The sequence below is a fragment of the Streptomyces sp. MMG1533 genome, from assembly GCF_001279775.1.
In the GTDB taxonomy this organism is placed as follows: domain Bacteria; phylum Actinomycetota; class Actinomycetes; order Streptomycetales; family Streptomycetaceae; genus Streptomyces.
In genome coordinates, this window is the sequence record NZ_LGDG01000224.1 from 1 (window position 1) to 17424 (window position 17424).

General features: G+C 70.6%; 11 protein-coding genes. 4 read left to right on the forward strand and 7 right to left on the reverse strand.

Features of this window, described 5'->3' with window-relative positions:
- Nucleotides 1-99: 99 nt before the first annotated feature.
- The 7 genes from ADK57_RS26000 to ADK57_RS26030 all read right to left on the reverse strand — a co-directional run bounded on the left by ADK57_RS26000 (nucleotide 100) and on the right by ADK57_RS26030 (nucleotide 11363).
- Complete coding sequence (locus ADK57_RS26000; RefSeq protein ID WP_053752041.1) at nucleotides 100-606, reverse strand: methylated-DNA--[protein]-cysteine S-methyltransferase; 507 nt, start codon at nucleotides 604-606, stop codon at nucleotides 100-102.
- 125 nt (nucleotides 607-731) lie between these two features.
- Entirely contained in the window at nucleotides 732-2132 is a 1401-nt protein-coding gene (locus tag ADK57_RS26005) for a DNA-3-methyladenine glycosylase 2 family protein (protein ID WP_053751991.1), read from the reverse strand.
- Nucleotides 2133-2221: 89 nt separating this feature from the next.
- Nucleotides 2222-3331: a ribosome small subunit-dependent GTPase A gene (gene rsgA, locus ADK57_RS26010; protein WP_078973339.1), complete on the reverse strand. Its 1110-nt coding sequence runs from the start codon at nucleotides 3329-3331 to the stop codon at nucleotides 2222-2224.
- A 313-nt stretch (nucleotides 3332-3644) separates the two neighbouring features.
- Entirely contained in the window at nucleotides 3645-7049 is a 3405-nt protein-coding gene (locus ADK57_RS26015) for an NACHT domain-containing protein (protein WP_053751992.1), read from the reverse strand.
- 167 nt (nucleotides 7050-7216) lie between these two features.
- Nucleotides 7217-8707, reverse strand: a complete 1491-nt coding sequence (locus ADK57_RS26020) for a cellulose-binding domain-containing protein (protein WP_053751993.1) — start codon at nucleotides 8705-8707, stop codon at nucleotides 7217-7219.
- A 191-nt stretch (nucleotides 8708-8898) separates the two neighbouring features.
- Nucleotides 8899-10227 carry a radical SAM protein gene (locus ADK57_RS26025; RefSeq protein WP_053751994.1) on the reverse strand — a complete coding sequence of 443 codons (1329 nt, stop codon included), beginning with the start codon at nucleotides 10225-10227 and terminating at the stop codon, nucleotides 8899-8901.
- 128 nt (nucleotides 10228-10355) lie between these two features.
- A complete protein-coding gene (locus ADK57_RS26030; RefSeq protein WP_053752043.1) occupies nucleotides 10356-11363 on the reverse strand; it encodes a hydroxyacid dehydrogenase in 1008 nt (335 codons plus the stop codon).
- Between the two features lie 108 nt (nucleotides 11364-11471).
- On the opposite strand from ADK57_RS26030, the gene ADK57_RS26035 reads away from it, so the two are divergent.
- The 4 genes from ADK57_RS26035 (at nucleotide 11472) to ADK57_RS26050 (ending at nucleotide 17417) form a co-directional block, all read left to right on the forward strand.
- Nucleotides 11472-12716, forward strand: a complete 1245-nt coding sequence (locus ADK57_RS26035; protein ID WP_053751995.1) for an FAD-binding protein — start codon at nucleotides 11472-11474, stop codon at nucleotides 12714-12716.
- Nucleotides 12717-12830: 114 nt separating this feature from the next.
- Complete coding sequence (locus tag ADK57_RS26040) at nucleotides 12831-14075, forward strand: ROK family transcriptional regulator (protein ID WP_053751996.1); 1245 nt, start codon at nucleotides 12831-12833, stop codon at nucleotides 14073-14075.
- Nucleotides 14076-14086: 11 nt separating this feature from the next.
- Entirely contained in the window at nucleotides 14087-15934 is a 1848-nt protein-coding gene (locus tag ADK57_RS26045; RefSeq protein WP_078973340.1) for a glycoside hydrolase, read from the forward strand.
- Nucleotides 15935-16154: 220 nt separating this feature from the next.
- Nucleotides 16155-17417: an ABC transporter substrate-binding protein gene (locus ADK57_RS26050; protein ID WP_053751998.1), complete on the forward strand. Its 1263-nt coding sequence runs from the start codon at nucleotides 16155-16157 to the stop codon at nucleotides 17415-17417.
- Nucleotides 17418-17424 lie beyond the last annotated feature (7 nt).

Below are 17424 nucleotides of genomic sequence, written 5' to 3' on the forward strand. Positions count from 1 at the left end.
GCACCTGGCACCTCGCACCCGCCGGTGCATGACCGGAGGGGCTGTCCGGCCTGACGGCCGGACAGCCCCTCACCAAGATCTTCATCGACCTTCTAGGCCCTAGCTGTACCGACCCGCAGCGGAATGCCTTTCGAGAGTGAGGAGCCTCGTCTTGCGCTCCAGCCCGCCCGCGTACCCGGTGAGTGAACCGTCGGCCCCGATCACCCGGTGGCAGGGTCGCAGGATCAGCAGCGGGTTGGCGCCGATCGCGCCGCCGACGGCCCGTACGGCGGCCCGGGAGGCGCCGATGCGGGCGGCGATCTCACCGTAGGTCGTGGTCGCGCCGTAGGGGACGGTGTCGAGGGCGGCCCAGACCTGCTCGCGGAAGGTGCTGCCTTCGCTGCGCAACTCCAGCCGGAAGTCCTTGAGTTCACCGGCGAAGTAGGCGATGAGCTGCTCCTCGGCGGCGCGGAAGAGGCCCGGGTCGTGTCGCCAACCCTCCTGGACGGTACGACCGTTCTTCTGTCCGGGTACGGAGAGCGAGGTCAGAACGCCGGTCGGGTCGGCGGTGAGGAGGAGGGGACCGACGGGGCTGTCCACAGTGGCGTAGTGCGTGTCGGTGCTCATCACTGCTCCGGTGGTCATCACTGCTCCGGTGCTCATCGGTACTCCGGTGGTCATCACTGCTCCGGTGCTCATCGGTACTCCGGTGGTCATCACTGCTCCGGTGCTCATCGGTACTCCAGTGGTCATCAGTACGCCAACTCCCCTGCTGCGCAAAGGTGTTGCAAGGCGTACGAGCGCCAGGGGCGCCAGGTGTCGGGGGTGTCCGGGCCGGGTGGGGCGACGTCCGGGTCGCCCAGGGCGCGGGTGCGGATGGTGGCCGCGGTGCGGGCGTCCAGGCCGGGCACGGCGAGCAGGGCCGCCTCGGCGTCGTCGCGGTCGGCGCCCGGGTCCAGTCGTACGGCGCCGTCGGCGAGGGCGGTGGTGAGGGCGCCCAGGGTGCCGTCGGGTTCGGCCCCGGCGAGGACGGCGGGTTCGGGGAAGACGTGGGTGAGGCTGCCGCAGGGGGCGTCCAGCGTCTTGCCGTACCGCTGGACCAGCCGCTCCGCCTCGGCCCGCCCCACGAGCGCCCGCACCGCGAGCTCCTCCGGGTCGGCGGCACCCGGCGAGCGCAGCCCCGGCCGGGCGGCGACCAGCGGGGCGAGCCGTTCGTCGGTGCCGAGCCGCTCGTCGACGGCGTACGGGTCGGCGTCGAGGTCGAAGAGCCGTCGCAGCCGCTGCACGGCGGTGGTGAGGTCGCGCGGGTCGGTGAGGTGGAGTCGGGCGTCCAGCCAGCCGCCCGGATGGGCGCCGGACGCGGACCTCGCCGCACCCGGCTGCTCGTCGACGGCGACGATTCCGGTGCCGTGCGGCAGGCGCAGGGTGCGGCGGTACGTGCGTCGCCCGCGCGCCCCGCTCATCTCCTCCACACCCGCCACCGCCTCGGCCTCCAGCAGGTCGAAGACGGGTCCGGACCGGTACGGCCCCCGGTGGGCGAGCCGCAGCGGGATCCCGGCGCTCGGGGTGGCCGTACGGCGGGAGGCCCGGCCGCCGTACGGTGCGGCGGCCCGCAGCCCGCTGGGCGTCGAGGCGTACACGTCCCGCATGGTGTCGTTGAACTGGCGCACGCTGGCGAAGCCGGACGCGAACGCGATCTGGGTGATCGGCAGGTCCGTGGTCTGCAGCAGGACGCGCGCGGTGTGCGCCCGCTGGGCCCGGGCGAGGGCGACGGGCCCAGCGCCGAGCTCGGCGGTGAGCTGCCGCTGGACCTGCCGGGCGCTGTAGCCGAGCCGGGCGGCCAGCCCGGCGACGCCCTCCCGGTCGACGACACCGTCGCCGATCAGCCGCATGGCCCGGCCCACCACGTCAGCCCGTACGTTCCACTCGGCGGAGCCGGGCACCGCGTCCGGCCGGCACCGCCGGCAGGCCCGGAACCCGGAGCCCTGCGCGGCGGCGGCCGTCGCGAAGAACCGGACGTTGTGCCGCTTCGGCGTCACCGCCGGGCAGCTGGGCCGGCAGTAGATGCCGGTCGTCTCGACGGCGAAGAAGAACTCGCCGTCGAACCGCCCGTCCCGGCTGCGCACCGCCTCGTACCTGGTGTCCTCGTCCATCACGTCATCCAGTGTGGGCCAGGACCAGGACCGGGGCTGGCGGAAATCGGACGCCGAGTCGGCGCTCCGGCCGCCCGGCGCCCGTCTCCTTACGCCCAGCGCCCCCTCTTCGCCTCCATCGCCGCCTTCCCCTGCGCTCCCTTCCGCTTCCAGTCCCGTTTGATCTCCGCCCGGAGCCGAGCGTCGGTCTTGGCGACGATCCGCTGGTTCTCCCGGATGAGCTTGCGGTAGCTGTCCAGCCGCCGCTCGGGCAGCACACCGTCCTCGATGGCCGCCAGCACCGCGCACCCCGGTTCGCTCTCGTGCGCGCAGTCGTGGAACCGGCAGCGCGCGGCCAGCTCCTCGATCTCGGAGAAGACCTGTCCGACGCCGCTCTCGGCGTCCCACAGGCCGACGCCCCTCAGCCCCGGCGTGTCGATCAGGGCACCGCCGCCGGGCAGGGCGAGCAGGTTGCGGGTGGTCGTCGTGTGCCGTCCCTTGCCGTCCGCGTCCCGGGTGGCCCGGACCTCCATGACGTCCTCGCCCAGCAGCGCGTTGGCGAGCGTCGACTTGCCCGCGCCGGACTGGCCGAGCAGCACGGACGTACCACCGCAGACGACGGCGACCAGGACCTCCAGCCCGGCCCCGCCCATGGCGCTGACCGGCAGCACCGGCACACCCGGCGCGGTCGTCTCGACGTCCTGCACGAGATGCCCGAGCGTCACCGGGTCCGGCACCAGGTCCGCCTTCGTCAGCACGACCACGGGCTGCGCCCCGGACTCCCAGGCCAGTGCGAGGAACCGCTCGATGCGGCCCAGGTCGAGTTCGACGGCCAGCGACACGGCGACGATCGCGTGGTCGACGTTGGCCGCGAGGATCTGCCCCTCGGACCGGTTGGAGGAGGTGGAGCGCACGAAGGCCGTACGGCGTGGCAGATACGTCCGTACGTAGCGCGGGTTGCCCGCGGGTTCGACGGCGACCCAGTCGCCGGTGCACACGACCCGCATCGGGTCGTGCGGGGTGACGAACGCGGTGTCCGCCCGGACGATCCCGTCGGCGGTGACCACGTCGCACTGCCCGCGATCGACCCGGATCACCCGCCCGGGCAGGAGCCCTTCGGGCTCATGGGGAGCGAACTCGTCGGCCCATGCGCCGTCCCAGCCGTACGGAGCCAGAGGATGTGAGGTCGACGACGGACCCAGGAGAGATGAGGAAGACAAGGGGTGACCCTTCAGGAGGGTGGCCCCGGCACACGCACGCAGGCGTGGGAGAAGAAAGAGGTCAGCCGGAGACCACGGAGGTGGAATGGATGAACTTCCGGATGCGGGCAGCGCCCATCTCGACGACAGCCATCGGTCACACCTCCTGGTCCTGCTCAGCCGACGACAGCGGCCGACCGGCCGCTGAGGAACGAGGGAAACGTTAGCTTCAGGCCCCGACCGGACGCCACTGCTTTTTGCGCCGAGAGGTCCTCGGGCTGCTCCGCGACGGCCCTCCCCGGCCCGGCACGGGTGCGCCTCGTACGCGGAGGGACTACCGAGGCCGGGGGTTGTCCTGTGCCCGTTGCCCCATCTGCTCCCAGAACTCCCTGAGTTCGCCGATGTCCACGCCCCGCTGCCAGCTCGCACCGGGGCGGAGGACGGAGCCCGACCTCGACAACAGGGTCGACTGCGCACGGCAGAAGGCCTGGCTCAGCTCCACCCGGTGTCCGTCGAGGCCCTTGGGCGGGTAGGGACACAGCTCGAAGGCACAGTCGTCCCGGCAGTTGGAGCCCGCCTGTGAGGCCGCCGTACGGACGATCGTGCGGCTCGGGTCGAGAGGACTGCGGTCCCGGGTCAGGCAGGGCGGCAGTTCGGGCCGGACGGTGTGCTGGAGGCGACGGAGCCGGTCCTTGGGCCAGTCGCCCCGCTCGGCGAGGTTGAGCAGCAGGAGCACGTCGGCGAGGAGTTGCTGGGCGCGCCGGTGCAGGGTGCTCCAGCCCGTCGAGGACGGGATCCACAACTGGTGCTTGCGGACGTCGTCCTGCGAGGCGGTCTGCGATCCGACGTGGGCGGCGATGCCGCACTCGTCGATCCACACGAACCGCTCGGGCCGGCGCGACTGCAGCGCCCAGACGCACAGTTCGGCGGCGGCCTCCACGAAGGGATGCTGCGGCTCCCCGGCCGGGAGGGCAAGCCATTGGCGTACCTGTTCCGCGGGATCGGAGCCGTGTCCGTGCTCGGGGCGCGTGACGGCGCCGCCGTCGGGGATGTTCCAGAGCGTCAGCGCGTGCAGCAGCGTGAGCCGGGTGAACCAGAACCGGGTGCGCTTGAGCATGTCCCAGGCCTGCTCGCTCAGGTACTCGCGCGCCTCGGGGCGGGCGTGCGGATGGCGGTGCCTGCGGTTGGCCGCGTATTTGAACCCCTGGGCCAGTGCCACTTCCAGGGTGAGGTCGAGGGCGGGTACGTCCGGCTGTTCCGGCACGCCCACACGCCGCACCCAGCTCTCCAGGAACTCGTAGGGGGTGTCGTGATGACGATGGGTGGTGACCGAGCCCACGAGCAGGGGGATCAGCCACGCGCACATGGTGTTGTCCCGCCACTCCTTCTCCTCGGCCTCACGTTCCTCCGCCTCCCGCATGAACTCCTCGTGCCGTTGTCGCTCCCGCTCCCGCAGCTCACGCTTGGCCCGAGCGACGTCGCCCTCCGCCCGGCGGTGCCTCCTGGTCCCCTGTTCGGCGATCAGTTCCGGCTGTTGGGCGTCATACGTCTCAAGGACCACCTCCTGCTCGTTCCCGCGCTCCATCCACCGGCCCTGGGCGACCTGAGGTCCGCGCAGCCGGGGCTGGAGCACCGCGAAGGCGGCATCGCCACCGGCCCCGATCTCCTGCGCGATGGCCACGCGGATGGGGTACGACGGCTCCTGGCGTGCGATGTCGAACAGCTCGAGATAGGCGGGCTGCAGGGTCCGCCGGCGAGCGACACCACGCATCGCCTCGCCGAAGCGCGACACCAGCAGGGACTTGGCCACCTGCAGGGTGCGCGGATCCCGGGCACGCAGGTCGGGCCAGGAGGTGCACAGCCGCATCGCGATGCTGTGTTGCTGCGGTTCGGCGTCGACGCTGTCGATCTCCAGGGCCGCCGCGTACAGCTCGAGGGCGTTCGTATGGAGGGTGCGTCCGAAGAAGGCACGGGTGCGCGCGGACGAGTCCCCGGCGCCGGAAACCTGCTCGTCGGGGGATCCCGGCTCCTCACCCCTGGCCAGCTGCGCCCGGCAGGCGGCGTTCAGGAGCAGGTCGCGCGCGGCCGCCACCGGGCACCAGGGCTCTGGGCCCGCTCCCGTCTCCTCATGCACGCACGAGCCTTCGGACGTCCGGGAGTAGAGCACCATGGCGATCAGCAGCTCGCGTCCCGGCTTCTCCAGCGCCGCGGGGAAGTAGGACCCCTCCGTCCGCTCACCGGGGACGTCGGGATGGATCACGGCGTTCATGAACCGGGCTCCGAGGTGAGCCTGGACGATGCTGTGCTGGAAGCGGACGCGGTCCCCGGCGATCTCCACCAGCCCCATACGCGCACCCCAGTGCGCGGCGAGGCGAATGTCGAGCCGGCTGTCCTCGACCCTTCTCATCAGTTCCCGGACGATCTCCGGGTAGCGGGGCCGCGCGAGGTCCTGGTCGTCGACCACGTCGGCGAACCGCACCTCCGAGGAGTCCGCTGCCAGTCCGGTGCATGCCAGTGCGGACAGATAGTGGATCGTCGCCCGCCGCTCCTCCTGGCTGACTGGCACTTCGGGACGGAAGCGACCGCTGATCAGCGCGTTGATCCAGGTGTCGAGCAGATGGAAGCGCAGGGCGGCCCGGTCCCCGCCGCGCGTCTCCACGGCCTCCCCCTCGGAGCGCCGGGCCGCGGCACGCTCGAGCAGCCCCTCCTCGTGGAGCTCTCTGGCGATCTGCAGATAGGTGGGCGCATCGGCGATGCCCGCCTTCTCCACGATCCAGTCCAGCCGCTGCCGGTCCTCCAGGCTGTCGCCGGAGGAGACGTACCTCAGAGCCGCCTCTTCACTCAACGGTTCCAGCTCCGTGAGGGATGCCTCCATCCCCCGGAGCGAGTCGTGGGGCCGTGAGGTGATGATCAGCGGCAGCCCCTGGTCGTTCGCCCGGCGGATGGCCAGCCGGATGATGGTGTCGCGTTCCTCCGCCAGGTGCTCACCGGTGAGTGCCTCTTCCAGCCCGTCCGCGAGGACGACGATCCGCCCCTGCTGGCACAGCCGCCGCCACACCTTCTCCCCCTCGCCACCGGATCGGATGTGGCCCTGCACCTCCCGGGAGAACCGCTCGAGCGCCAGCTGCCGGAAGTCCAGGTCTCCCTCGGCCCCGCGCAGGCGCAGCGGCACGGGGACGGCGTTGTACCGGGCGAGTTGCCGGGTCAGCAGCACGACCAGGGCCGTCTTGCCCGTTCCCACACCGCCGACCACGACGTGCGTACGGCGGAACCGGCTGTCCCGCAGGTCCTCCATGAGTACGGCGCAGAGCTGGTCGCGGCCCACCACTTCGCCGAAGATGCCGCCCGCCGTCTCCACGAGCTCGTGCGGGGCCTCCAGGGCCTTCTTCAGATACGCCCTGCGCACGCGGTTGAACCGGAAGCAGAGGTAGGCGACGGTCGCCAGGGCGAGAGTGAGGAAGGGCATGAAGACGGACTGGAGGACGCTGCAGGAGAAGCTGCTTTCGGCGCACTGGGAGTCGATCCACAGCATCGGTGACCAGAAGCTCGGGTCCTGCTTCCGGTTCATGCCCGCCAGGGTGAAGACGGCCGTGACGGCCAGGAACAACAGGATCAGCGCCCCCAGAAAGGTCAGCACGAGCAGCGGTACGTACCACCCGCTCTTGCTGACCCGCCACTTCCGGGCCCGCTCGTATCCCCACTGCCCCGGCCGCCACGACACACCCCTGCCAACGTTCACCTGTCACTGATTCCGTGCCACCGGTGCCTTCGGCGGGCAGCCCGGCGACATTCACCCGCGCGGCCCAGTTCGCCGGCACCCGGCTCGGTCGGCCTCTCGGGGCGGTCGGCATGCGTCGTCCCGGCTTCACGGCAGCCGGACGGCCGGGCGGTTCTCCCGCCGGGGTGTCAGGCCGTCGTGCAGCTGTGCCCGTTCAGCGTGAAGTCGTACGCCGGCGAGTTCTTCCCCTGCCAGGACGCGAGGAAGCCGAAGGCGAGGCTGCCGTCCGCGGGGACCGTCTTGTTGTAGTCGGCGGCGGTGGCGGTGACCCGGGAGCTCTTCTGGGTGAAGCTCGCGTCCCACATCTGGCCGACCTGCTGCCCGTCCCGGAAGGACCAGGCGACGCTCCAGGAGTCGAGGGGGTCTTCGGTGGTGACGGTGACGGTGGCCTGGAAGCCGTCGGGCCACTCGCCGACCAGGTCGTACGTGACCTCGCAGGAGGCGGGTTCGCTCTTGTCGGGGTCCGGCTCGGAGCCGCCGGGGGCGGTGGAGGAGGCCGTGCCGTGGGGCGTGGTGCCGGGGTTCGTCCCGGCGGATGCCCGGGAGGTGCTCGGCGAGCCCGAGGCCGTCGGTGCCGGGGAGTCGGACGGCAACTCGTCGATGGACGGCACGGACGAGCGCGGGTCCGCCACCGGCTGGCGGTCGGCCGAGTCGCCGGGTGACGCGGCACCGTTGTCGGTGCCGGCGCCCGGCATCATCGAGACGGCGAGCGCCAGCATGGAGACCAGGACGGCCGCGACGAGGAGGCCGTTGCGCACGACGCGCGCCTTGTGCGCGCCCGGGTTCGGCGGGCCGTTCTCGCTGTCCGGCGAACCGGGCCGCCCGGCACCGAGGCGGACCTCGGCGGCCCGGCGGCGGCGCTCCAGGTAGGCGAGGCCGCCCCAGCCGATCACTCCGCCGGCGAGGGCGGCGGGCAGTCCGCCTCCGTGCAGTCTGAGACAGGCGGCGGCCTCCGCGCACTCCACGCAGCGGGCGAGGTGCCGGGAGAGGTCGTTCGGGGTGTCGGCGATGGGCGAGCGGGTGACCGCGTCGAGCAGCCGGGCGTAGCTGCGGCACTGCGCGTCCATCGGCGTGTCGAGGTGGTTGCGGTGGCAGCGGTCCCGGAACAGGCCGCGCACCTGGGCGAGTTCCTCCCCCACGACGGCCGGGTCGAGACCGAGTCTGCGGGCCACCACGGTGAGCGGCAGCGCCTCCACCTCGGCCAGCCACAGCAGGGCCGCGTCCGGTTCCTGGAGGTCGCGCAGGCCACGCAGCGCGAGCGGGCGCTGCAGCGGGGGGCCGTTGTAGCGGGCGGCCTTGTCGGAGTTGAGCCACAGGCGCAGTTGGGGGTCGAGCTTGTGGCCCTGGCCCTGGATCTCCCAGGCAGCCGCCGTGTTGCGTACGGCGGTCAGCAGCAGCGGGATCCTGGGCAGCCGGGCCGGGCGGCGGCCGGCGCTGCGGGCGGGAGCGGTCGCAGCGTCGCGGGCTTCGCGCATGCCGAGGGAGAATGCCTCCGTGGCCAGCTGGGTGGCCGAGGTGGAGCCGGACGTGCACAGGTCGGCGTAGGAGAGCACGGCGTCCCAGCACTCTGAGAGCAGCGCGGCCTCGGCGGCGTCCTGGGGAGTCGGCAGGTCGGGCATGGGTCTCCTGCGTAGACAGGCGAGGTCAACTCGCCATACTGGCAAAGGAGTTGGGGGGAACCTCGCGGCAGGGGAGGAGTTTTTCACGTCCCCCACACAACTGACAAGCGCCCTGTTCAAATGTCATGACAGGACGGCCGCGCCCCTTCGACTCCTGCCTGTAGTACGGACGCGAACGCCGTCCGACTCACCTATACCGCCGCCGATTCCGCCGCCGGCAGGCTGTCCATGAACGAGCTGACGGAGAACACCGCGCGACCGGGCCCGGGCGGGCCGTAGCCGGGAGGCGACGACAGGCCGAAGTCGTCCATGGTGGCGCGGTAGGCCTCCAGGAGGCGGATGTGGTACTCCAGCGGCGCGCCCTGCGGGTTGGCCTTGCCGAGCGGGGTCGTCGGCTCGGGGCACCAGGTGGTGAAGCGGGGCGTGATGCCGTGCGACATGAAGAAGCGCAGGCCCTCGGTGGTGGAGGCGATCGCCTCGTCGACCGTGGTGAAGCCGAAGGGCTCGGCCATCTCCACGCCGGCCACGAAGTTGGGGATGACGTTGCGTGCGCCGAAGATCTCCGCCGAGTCGAGGATGCGCTTGTGCCACTCGTCGCGGCCGACGTAGCGCTCCTTGCCCGGGCAGTACAGCTCGAACAGACGGCGGTCCCACACCTCGTAGTTGGGGTGGTAGATCTGCACGCCGTAGTCCTTGAACCGCTGCACGTCGTCGCGCGGCAGCGCCTGCGCCACGACCTTGCCGATCCACCGTCCGGGGAAGCGCTCCTCGATGGCCTTGGCGTAGTGGCCGTAGAAGTCGGCCTCGTCGCGTCCGGCAACCGTCTTGGTGATCGCGCCGCCGGTGAGGGTGTAGGCGGTGGACGCCTTCGCCGTGTCGTACCGGTCGATGATCTCCAGGGCTTCGAGCACCTCCTCGACGTCCTTCACTCCGGTGTACGGCCGGCCCGCCGCCTTGTGCTGGCGCCAGTTGTGGTTGATGTCGCAGTACTGGCACTCCTCCTTGGCGCCGAAGTACTGGCAGACCCGGAAGACCGTGAGGTAGATCAGGTAGCCCCACTGGATGGTGGGGGCGACCTCCATCACCGACTTCCCGCTCGCGAGGGTGTGCCGGTAGTACTCCGGCATCGGCGGCACGCCGACGTCGGAGATCCGCTTCCCGTCGAGGTAGAGCCCGAGCACACCGTCCTCGTCGGCCGCGACCCGGTAGGGCGAGGACGGGTTGACGCGCACGGAGACCACGGTCCGCCGCAGGTCGTACGGCCCACCGGTGAGGATGATCTCCTCCGGCGGGCGCCGGAGCGCGGCCTCGCCGAGCTCGGGCAGGGTGCCGTGGTCGAAGGAGAAGATGAAGTACGACTTCGGCTTGACCTCGCCGGCCGCCTCGTTGGTGGTGTCGCTCAGGGCCGATGGATCGAAGGCCACCCCGCCCCGGAGCAGATCCTCCTTGAAGACGGCTTCCCGCGGTACGTGCGGGAATCGCTCCATCAGATCCTCGACCAGCGCGGTACGGCTGCCCATCCCGTGTCTCCTCCCGGATCGGACGTACGACTCCTCACGGTATGCCCTCGCCCCTGCGTGAGCCGTGCCGGGTCCCCCGCGCCGCGCACTATGCCCCGGTACGGGGGTGCTGGCCGGGGTCCGGGCCCTCACGCCTCCCGTTCCAGGGCCCGCGGATCCACCGGATGGGCAAGCCGGCCGCCGGACACCAGCCGCTTTGCCTCCGCCACGACGCTCGCGCCGAGCCGGGCCACCTCGTTGCCCTGCGAGCCCGCGAGGTGGGGGGTGACGAAGGCGTTCGGAAGGTCCAGGAGGAGGGAGTCGGCCGGCAACGGTTCGGGGTCGGTGACGTCGAGGATCGCGGCCAGGCGCCCGGTGCGCAGCTCGGCCACCAGGGCGTCGTGGTCGACGAGTCCGCCGCGGGCGGTGTTGATCAGCACCGCGCCGTCGGGCATCAGGGCCAGCTCGCGGGCGCCGATCAGGTGCCGGGTCTGCGGGGTCTCTGGGGCGTGCAGCGTGACGATCCCGGAGGTGCGCAGCAGGTCGTCGAGGCCGAGCAGCGGTACGCCGAGTGCGGCGGCCCCGGCCTCGTCGACGTACGGGTCGGTGAGAGCGGGACGCAGGTCGAAGGGGCGCAGCAGCTCGATGAGGCGGCGGCCGATGCGGGAGGCGCCGACGATGCCGACGCGGCGGCCGTGGTTGCCGATGCCCGGAATGAGCCCCCAACCCGGGTGGACGCGCTCGGTGCGCAGGCGTTCGCGGCCGGTGAGAACGTCCTTGCCGGCGAGGAGGACCATGGCGAGGGTGTACTCGGCGACGGGGACGGCGTTGGCCTCGGCCGCCGAGGAGACGGCGATGCCGCGCTGCCACAGTTCGGGGGTGGCGAAGCTCTTCACGGAGCCGGCCGAGTGCAGCACCGCGCGCAGTTTCGGGGCCGCGTCGAGGACGGTCGCGTCGAGACGGGGGCAGCCCCAGCCGGTGACGAGGATCTCGGTGCGGGCGAGCGTCTCCTGGATCGTGGCGTCGGTGAGGTCCTCGGCCACCACGGCGGGGTCGATGTCCACGGCTTCCCGCAGCCGTGCCAGCACCTCGGGCGGGAAGACTAGCGGCACGTTCTCGGCGGTCATGGCGAACAATGCCTGGGGACGCTCGGGCAAGGTGGTGACCCTCCGGCTCGGCAGCATGGCGATAGAAAACGCTCTCTACGGTAGGTGGCGGCAAATGAGAGGGTCAACGCAACGCACTCTCCGAAAGGGACGACAGGAATGACGGAGACGGTCACCAACTGGGCGGGCAACATCACCTACCTCGCCAAGGAGCTGCACCGCCCGCACTCGCTCACCGCACTCGCCGGGCTCGTGGCCGGCAGCGCGAAGGTGCGGGTGCTGGGCAGCGGGCACTCCTTCAACGAGATCGCCGAGCCCGGACCGGGCGGGGTGCTGCTGTCGCTGGCCGCGCTGCCCGACGAGGTCGACGTCGACACGGCGGCCCGCACGGTACGGGTCGGCGGCGGCGTCCGCTACGCCGAGCTGGCCCGCCGAGTGCACGCCCACGGGCTGGCGCTGCCCAACATGGCGTCCCTGCCGCACATTTCGGTGGCCGGCTCGGTGGCGACCGGCACGCACGGCTCGGGCGTCGGCAACGGTCCGCTCGCCTCGGCCGTGCGCGAGGTGGAGATCGTCACGGCGGACGGGTCGACGGTCGTCATCGGACGGGGGGACGAGCGCTTCGGCGGTGCGGTGACCTCCCTGGGTGCCCTCGGTGTCGTCACGGCACTCACCCTCGACCTGGAGCCCTCCTTCGAGGTCGAGCAGCACGTGTTCACCGAACTCCCCCTGGCCGGGCTGGACTTCGAGACCGTGGCGGCGACGGCGTACAGCGTGAGCCTGTTCACCGACTGGCGTGAGCCCGGCTTCCGGCAGGTGTGGCTGAAGCGGCGCACGGACCAGCCGCTGCCGGACTTCCCGTGGGCCGCGCCGGCCGTCGAGAAGATGCACCCGGTGCCGGGGATGCCGGCGGTCAACTGCACGGAGCAGTTCGGAGTGGCGGGGCCGTGGCATGAGCGACTGCCGCACTTCCGGGCCGAGTTCACGCCGAGCAGCGGTACCGAGTTGCAGTCGGAGTACCTGATGCCGCGCCCGTATGCCGTCGACGCACTGTATGCAATCGACGGTATCCGAGATGCGGTCGCCGGTGTACTACAGACCTGCGAGGTGCGTACCGTCGCCGCCGACGAGCAGTGGCTGAGCCCGGCGTACGGCCGGGACACCGTGGCGCTGCACTTCACCTGGGTCGAGGACACGGAGGCGGTGCTGCCGGTGGTGCGGCGGCTGGAGGAGGCATTGGGCGCCTTCGACGCGCGGCCGCACTGGGGGAAGGTGTTCGCCGTGCCGGCGGCGGTGCTGCGCGGTCTCTACCCGCGACTGGACGACTTCCGGGTGCTGGCGCGGGAGCTGGACCCGGCGGGTAAATTCGCCAACGCCTTCGTACAGGGCGTTCTCGCCGACTGACTTTATAAAGCCCCTTTCCTAACCCCTTGTCGAAAGTCCCCCGCAGCCCATAGCCTTGCGCCGCGCCGGTGCCGATGTCGTCCCGGCACGATCTGAAGGGATGGGGCCGGGCCGGTGAAGCGCACATCACGGGACATCCGCACCGCGAACCGCTACGAGGTGCTGCGCCAGATCATCGCCGAGTCGCCCACCTCCCGGCAGGAGCTGGCGGCCGCCACCGGTCTGAGCCTCGCCACCGTCGCCACGCTGGTCGGCGAACTCCTCGACCTCCGGATGATCACGGAGGTCGGTTTCGAGGACTCGGCGGGAGGCCGCCCCCGGGGTCTTGTGGCCGTCAACGCGTCGGGGGGCGCGTTGATCGGCGTCGACATCGCGGAGACGTACGTCCATGTCGAGCTGTTCGACCTCGCGCTGAACGTCCTGGCCCGCGCCGAGGAGGACGTCCGCCCCGGCGAGAGCCGCCCCGAGCAGGTGGTCGGCCATGTCGCCGCCGCCGTCGGCTCGGTGGTCGCGCAGGCCGGGATCGAGGGCGCCCGGGTGCTCGGCGTCGGTGTGAGCGTGCCGGGGCAGGTGGACCGCGCGACCGGCATCTCGGAGTACGCGCCCAACTGGGACTGGCACGACGTGCCGCTGCTCGACCTGCTCACCGAGCACATCGCCTACCCCCTCTACCTGGACAACCCGCTGCGCGCCTGCGCGGTGGCCGAGCTGTGGTTCGGAGCCGCGCGCGGGCGCGGGGACGCCGTGGTGGTCAACCTCGGGACCGGGGTGGGCGCCGGCCTGGTCCTGGGCGGCGGGCTGCACCGGGGCGTGAGCAACAGCGCCGGCGAGTGGGGCCACACCACGATCGTGCTGGACGGCCGGCTGTGCCACTGCGGCAACCACGGCTGCGTGGAGACGTACGTCGGGGCGCCCGGCATCATGCTGAACCTGCGGGAGCTCAGCCCCCGCAGCCTGCTGCTGCACCCGGAGGACCAGACCGCCACCATCGACGCGCTGGCCCGGGGGATGATCGCGCACGACCCGGTGGCGCTCAAGGTGGTCCGCAACACCGCCCGCTACCTCGGCGCCGGCATCGCCGACCTGGTCAACCTGTTCAACCCCGAAGTGGTCGTGCTCAGCAGCTGGGTCGCGGCCACCCTCGGCGAACCGCTGGTCGCCGAGGTGCGCGAGGCCGTGGCCCGGCACGCGCTGCCGCGGCCGATGGCCGCCACCGAGATCGTCCTCTCCCCGATCCCCACCGACCCGGTGTGCCTGGGCGCGGCGACGTTCGCGCTGGAAGGGGCGCTGCAGTCGGTCGGGCAGAGGAACGGCAAACGCACCACCCCCGCAAGGAGCCGTACCGCACCACCTTCATGACGACGGAAGGGATGCACGTGACTCACCCCCGCCCCAGGAGATCGGTCCTGCTGACAGCCGCGGCCGCGTTAGCTGTCTCCGGGCCTCTCATATCCGCCCCGACGGCCTCGGCCGCCACCCCCACGCTGGCCGAGGTCTCCCCGCACGCCGCCCAGACCATCGACAACATCGGTGCCTCCGGCGCCTGGTGGGTCAACGACCTGAAGAACTTCGACCCGAAGGTCCAGGCGAAGGTCGCGGCACTGCTGTTCTCCTCCAGCGGCCTCGACCTCAGCAACTACCGCTACAACATCGGCGGCGGCGGAACGGCGGTCACCACCCCGTCCCGCGCCCCCGAGGACTTCCGAGACGACGACGGGACGTACGACTGGAGCAAGGACAAGGGCGGCCGCACTTTCCTCTCCTACGCGGCGAAGTACGGTGTCGAGAACCTGGTCGCGTTCGTGAACAGCGCGCCCGCCGAATGGAAGACCAACGCCAAGAGCTGCGGCGGTTATCTGAAGGCGGAGAACGAGCAGGACTTCGCGAAGTACGTCGCGGACGTCACCGACCACTTCGCCAAGCTGGGCCAGAGGTTCGACTACATCAGCCCCTTCAACGAGCCGACCAACAGCTTCGACAGCTGCGGCCAGGAGGGCATGCTGGTGAACGTCGACCAGCGCGACGACATCGTGCGTGCGCTGGGCGCCGAGCAGGACGCGCGCCGCCAGAAGACCGGCATCATCGCCGACGAGTCGACCAGCACGGTCAAGTTCAACGAAGAGGTCCCGCAGTGGATCTCGCAGCCGGGCACGGCCCAGTACGTCGACAAGCTGGCCCACCACACGTACGACAACCCCAGTGACGCGAACCGGGCGAAGGTCTACGAGACCTCCAAGGCGGCCGGCATCGAGTCCTGGTCGACGGAGATCTGCTGCTTCGGCAAGGGCGGCACGGGCTGGGCGCAGGAGTACGACCCGACCATCGACGGCGGTCTGAACCTGTCCCGGATCATCTACAAGGACTTCGCGACCGCGCACGATTCGGCGTTCCACTGGTGGGTCGCCCTGTCGGAGATGATCGGCAGCGACCCGTACGCGAAGAACGACGACGGCTGGAACGACGGGCTGATCTACTACGACCCGAACTACGCCACCAACGGCAACCAGACCCTGTACTACACCAAGCGCTACTACGCGCTCGGCCAGTACAGCAAATTCGTCAAGCCGGGCTCGGTCGCGCACAACGTGACCGGGGTGCCGGACGGCGTCGAGGTGTCGACGTACGACAAGAACGGCAAGTGGGTGGTGGTGGTCAACAACCACAACACCACCGAGACGGCCCTCGACCTGCACTTCAACAGCAAGACTCCGGTGCGGGCGAGCAAGGCCGTGCGGACGTCGGCCGACGAGAACTGGGCGAACGTCACCAAGCCCTCCGTCCGGGGCGGCACGGTCTCCGCGTCGCTTCCGGGCCGCTCCATCACGACGTACGTCCTCGACCAGAAGAGCTACGCCCCGAGTTCGGCCGTCACCGGTGCCTGGCAGGGCAAGCAGTCCGGCAAGTGCCTGACGGCCAACGCCTCGGGCGCGGTGATCGGCGCCTGCACGGGCGGGGCCGAGCAGTCCTGGTCGTACGACGTGAAGGGCCGGCTGAAGGGCGCAAACGGCTTTCTGACGGCGGGGAGTTCGGGACTGGTGGCCTCACCCACGGCCACCGGTGACGCCTCCCAGCAGTGGCTGCTGAACTCCAACGGGCAGGTCGTGAACGAGGGTTCGGGCAAGTGCCTGGACGTCGGCGGGCAGGCCACCGCGGACGGCAGCAAGGTGAGCGTGTACAGCTGCAACGGAGGGGCCAACCAGGCCTGGTTCCGCCAGTAGTACCCCGGTGGCGGGCCGCTGGTGCGGCGGCCCGCCACCCCCATCACGTCCGGAATCCCGAACGCTACACAACGCTTCGAACAGACTTCGTCCAACCCCTTGCCGAAGCCTTAGCCGAAGGTTAACGTCCCGCACCGCAACCCCTTTTGAGCCACCTGGCGCTGAGCCGCAGAGCCATCGGCACAGAGCCGCAAGCCGTACTCAAGACAAGGACGTCACCATGTCGGCAATGAGCAACACCAACTGGGACCGCCGCAACGTACTGCGGGCCGCGATGGGCCTGGCCGCCGCCGGCGGTCTGGCCGCGTGCGGCGGGAACACCGGCCGTAGCGGCGGGGGGTCGGGCGACGTGCTCACCCAGTACTTCCACGCGTACGGCGAGGCGGGCACCGAGCAGGCCATCAAGAAGTACGCGAAGGCCTACAAGGGCGCCAACGTGACCACCCAGTGGATCACCGGCAGCAACTTCGAGAACAAGCTGTTCCCGGCCCTGCTGACCAAGAACGCGCCTGACCTCTTCGAGTTCCACCCGCAGCTCCAGATGGTCAAGAGCGGTCAGGTGGCGGACCTGAGCGACATCATCAACCCGGTCAAGGACGACTTCAACCCGGCCGACATCGCCTCGCACACGGTCGACGGGAAGATATACGGCGTCCGGATGATCGACGACCCGCAGTTCTTCTACTACCGGCCGTCGCTCTTCGAGAAGGCCAAGATCGAGGTCCCGCAGACCCTGGAAGAGCTGATCGAGGCCATCGACAAGCTCACCACGGACAAGGTCAAGGGTGGCTTCCTCGGCAACGACATCACCCCCGTCCAGAACCCGCTGATCTGGTCGGCCGGCGCGAACACGCTCAACGAGAAGAACGAGATCGCCTACCACACGGACGCCGTGGCCGACGGTCTGAGCCAGCTCCGCAAGCTGTTCACGAGCGGCAACCTGCTCCTGGACGCCCCCGCCGACTGGTGGGACCCCTCGGCCTTTACCCAGGGCCTGACCGCCATTCAGTGGTGCGGCATGTGGGCCATGCCCGTGATCCAGAAGGCGCTCGGCGACGACGTCGGCATCTTCCCGTTCCCCAAGGTCGGCTCCGCCGGCAAGGCATCGGTCATCAACGGCGGCTGGTCGATGTTCGTCAACGCCAAGAGCAAGAACGTCGACGCAGCCAAGGAGTACGTCAAGTGGCTGTGGATCGACCAGAAGGAGTACCAGGAGGACTGGGCGCTGTCCTACGGCTTCCACGTCCCGCCGCGCACCTCGATCGCGCAGTCCGCCACCAAGCTCAAGTCGGGTCTGCCGGCCGAGGGCGTCAAGCTCTTCACCGACTACGGGCACTTCGACAACATCGCCTGGACGCAGTCGATGATCGCCTCGGTGAACGACGTGATCGCCAACTCCGTGCGCAAGAACGGCAGCCCGGAGGCCGCGCTCGACGCCTGTGACAAGAAGGTCAACGCAGAGCTCAAGAAGCTCTTCGGATAGACCGGCG

What these genes read in the sequence shown, in the direction of transcription:
- ADK57_RS26005 (WP_053751991.1), bottom strand. Translation starts at nt 2,132, where the DNA reads ATGGACGAGGACACCAGGTACGAGGCGGTGCGCAGCCGGGACGGGCGG.
- ADK57_RS26020 (WP_053751993.1), bottom strand. Translation starts at nt 8,707, where the DNA reads ATGCCCGACCTGCCGACTCCCCAGGACGCCGCCGAGGCCGCGCTGCTC.
- ADK57_RS26025 (WP_053751994.1), bottom strand. Translation starts at nt 10,227, where the DNA reads ATGGGCAGCCGTACCGCGCTGGTCGAGGATCTGATGGAGCGATTCCCG.
- ADK57_RS26045 (WP_078973340.1), top strand. Translation starts at nt 14,087, where the DNA reads ATGCACGTGACTCACCCCCGCCCCAGGAGATCGGTCCTGCTGACAGCC.
- ADK57_RS26050 (WP_053751998.1), top strand. Translation starts at nt 16,155, where the DNA reads ATGTCGGCAATGAGCAACACCAACTGGGACCGCCGCAACGTACTGCGG.
- ADK57_RS26000 (WP_053752041.1), bottom strand. Translation starts at nt 606, where the DNA reads ATGAGCACCGACACGCACTACGCCACTGTGGACAGCCCCGTCGGTCCC.
- ADK57_RS26035 (WP_053751995.1), top strand. Translation starts at nt 11,472, where the DNA reads ATGACGGAGACGGTCACCAACTGGGCGGGCAACATCACCTACCTCGCC.